Annotated in this window: 3 protein-coding genes and 1 pseudogene; 2 read left to right on the top strand and 2 right to left on the bottom strand. The window is 73.0% G+C overall.

Going from position 1 to position 2,659, the window contains the following annotated elements; translation table 11 throughout:
* Positions 1 to 200: pseudogene (locus EIO58_RS15840) on the top strand (NADPH-dependent FMN reductase); the annotation flags it as partial.
* Positions 201 to 298: 98 nt separating this feature from the next.
* Here the strand turns inward: EIO58_RS15840 and EIO58_RS15835 are convergent.
* Both EIO58_RS15835 and EIO58_RS15830 read right to left on the bottom strand, forming a co-directional pair.
* Positions 299 to 1,123, bottom strand: a complete 825-nt coding sequence (locus EIO58_RS15835; protein ID WP_127820311.1) for a DNA/RNA non-specific endonuclease — start codon at positions 1,121 to 1,123, stop codon at positions 299 to 301.
* 65 nt (positions 1,124 to 1,188) lie between these two features.
* Positions 1,189 to 1,788: a DedA family protein gene (locus EIO58_RS15830; RefSeq protein ID WP_127820310.1), complete on the bottom strand. Its 600-nt coding sequence runs from the start codon at positions 1,786 to 1,788 to the stop codon at positions 1,189 to 1,191.
* Between the two features lie 139 nt (positions 1,789 to 1,927).
* Between EIO58_RS15830 and EIO58_RS15825 the strand changes: the two genes are divergently transcribed.
* Positions 1,928 to 2,659 (top strand): glycosyltransferase (locus EIO58_RS15825; RefSeq protein WP_164861774.1); only part of this gene is annotated, 732 nt, incomplete at its 3' end.

Genomic DNA, 2,659 nt, shown 5'->3' with positions numbered 1-2,659 from the left:
TCGCCGCCTCCAGCGACTGGGGTGCGTCGGCCGACAGCGTCGCGCCGCTGGGCGAGCGAGTCGACCGCGCCGCGCGGGAGCTCGCCGAGGCGATCGCGCGGCGCCAGCCGGTCGAGGACGCCGACCCGTTCGATCCCGCCGATTACCTCGGTGAGGGTCGCTCGTTCGGTCATCTGCTGGGCGGGCTCGCGGGGGAGTAGGACCTCCCACAGAGAAGTCGCGCTCCGCAGGACAGCTCGCGCCGAACCGTCCTGCGGAGGCACGGCCGTCCTGCGGAGCGAACGGCGTCCTCGCGGATTCAGCCCAGGATCACGTCGGCCGGTGCGCGCAGGGGGCGCCACGCTCCCTTGCCGCGCACGGTCGCCGGAGCCAGCACATCGGCCTCCACCAGCGGGCCGAGATCGATCCCGGCGACGTGCTCGATGTCGGCGATGGGAACCTGGAACGTGCGGAAGGCGCCCAGGCGAGGAAGCGCGAGCACGCCCTCGCGCAGGTCGATCAGCTCCGACTGGTCCAGGATGAACCCGGATGCCTCGAGCCGGGGCATCCTCTCGCCATCCTCGCCGACCCACGCGACCGCCTTGAAGAACCGTCGCGGGATCTGCACGCCGCGGTACTCGGGATCGTCGGCCGCGAGGACGGGCGCGGTGAAGACGGCGATGCGTCGGCGCGTGGAGCCTGCGTACTGCAGGACGTGGTCTTCGAGTCCGAGCCAGAGCTCCTTGGACTGATTGAAGCCACTCGCCTGTGGGGCCGCGTTGGTGTAGAAGAACGTCGCCTCCGTCGCGCGTCGCGCCTCGGCAGCCTGCCCCCAGCCGGGGTCGCGCCGGCGCACGAGGTGCCCGCGGTCGAGGTCGTTGGAGGCGTACAGCTCGGGCCCCGCCTGATCCCGGTCGGGCACCCGGGGATCCAGCCGCCACGCCCCCGTCCGCGGGAGATCGTGAAGCGACGCGCCGTCGATATTGACCGCCGTGACGGCGGCGAGGCGCCGCACCGGGTCGAGCAGCACGGTGAAATGCGGGTAGGGAAGCTCGTGGATCTCGGTGTCGCCGAGCGGACGGGGGAGGGGCACCGCCACGTCGAGGAAGCGCGGGTCGTACCCGGAGTTCGTGTCGTCGGCCACGCCTCCATCCTGGCCTTCGACGGGTCCGGGCGGCCGATCGCCGCGCTGTGGGGGCGCCGGCGCCATCATTCGGCCCGTGTTCCGCGCAGCCGGCGCGCCAGGATCGCGTCGATGCCGAGGCCGATGCCGACGGCGAGCACGACCGACACGATCACCGCCACGACCGGTCCTCCGGGGAGGATCGCGGCCACCAAGGCTCCGATCAGTGCCTGGTACAGGGCCCAGGCGAACGCGGCCGATGCGGCGATCGCGAGGTAGCGCGGTGCGCCGATCCTCGTCGCCCCCGCCGTCAGGTTGACTGCCAGCCGGGCGAACGGAATGAACCGCGCGGTGAAGAGCACGAGCGCCGCCCGACGCTCCAGGCGCGCCCGCGCCCACGACAGAGCCGTGCGTACGCGCGGTGCGCGCATCCACCGCCATCGCTCGAGGCCGATCGTGCGTCCCACGAGGTAGCAGGCCGCGTCGCCGGCGACCGCTGCGACCGTCGCGACGGCGATGACGGCGGCCAGCGGTGGCCCGCCGCCCGAGACCGACAGCGCGCCGAAGGCGGTGACGGCGGCCTCACCCGGGATGACCACGAGGAACGCGTCGCCGAGCACGAGCGCGAACAGCACCGTGAGTGCCCACGGATTGCGGGCGGCCTCGGTCAGCAGCTCCTCGATCACGAGTCCTTGGTAGCCGTCTGGAGTGAACGGCGACGGAACGGGGCACGTCCGGTGACCTGCCTCGGAGCATCCGGTGAACAATTCCGTGCGGACGCGGTTCGCGTCATCCGGTGGCTCCGTGCCCCCTCACCCTGGAGTCGTGAGAGTCGCACTGCTCGCCGAATCGTTCCTGCCCCACATGAACGGCGTCACGGGGTCGGTCCTCCAGGTCCTGCGCCACCTCGAGGCGCAGGGCCATGAGACGCTCGTCATCGCACCGAAGGCCGGCGAGGTGACGGCCGATCTGCACGGCGCCCGCACCGAGCTGCTCCGGTCGGTTCCGCTCCCCTCCTACCCCGACGTGCGCGTCGTGTTCGCCCGCGCGGCGCGGCTCGCCGCGATCCTCCGGGACTTCGACCCCGACGTCGTGCACCTGGCCTCGCCGTTCGTGCTGGGCTGGCAGGGGGTGGCGGTCGCCGACGCCCTCCGCATCCCGTCGGTCGCGGTGTACCAGACCGACGTCGTCGCGTACGCCGAGAAGTACGGGATGCCGCAGGCCGCAGCCCTCGTCGGACGCCATGTCGCACGGCTCCACCGCCGCGCGACGCTCACGCTCGCGCCGTCGACGGCTTCGCTCCGCCAGCTCGAGGACCTCGGGGTGGACCGACTGCGCCGGTGGGGACGTGGTGTCGACGCCGAGCGGTTCCGACCGGAGCGCCGCAGCGAGGCCTGGCGCGCGCGCGTCGCGCCGGGCGAGACCGTCATCGGCTATGTGGGCCGGCTCGCCCCCGAGAAGCAGGTTGAGGACCTCGCGGCGCTCGCGGACATCCCCGGCACGCGCCTGGTGATCGTCGGCGACGGCCCCGCGCGCAGTGCGCTGGAGGCGGCGCTG

The sequence above is a fragment of the Microbacterium sp. CPCC 204701 genome, from assembly GCF_004010105.1.
Taxonomy (GTDB): Bacteria; Actinomycetota; Actinomycetes; order Actinomycetales; family Microbacteriaceae; genus Microbacterium.
The sequence above is the reverse complement of the archived record's forward strand: the minus strand, read 5'-3'. Positions and strand labels throughout refer to the sequence as shown.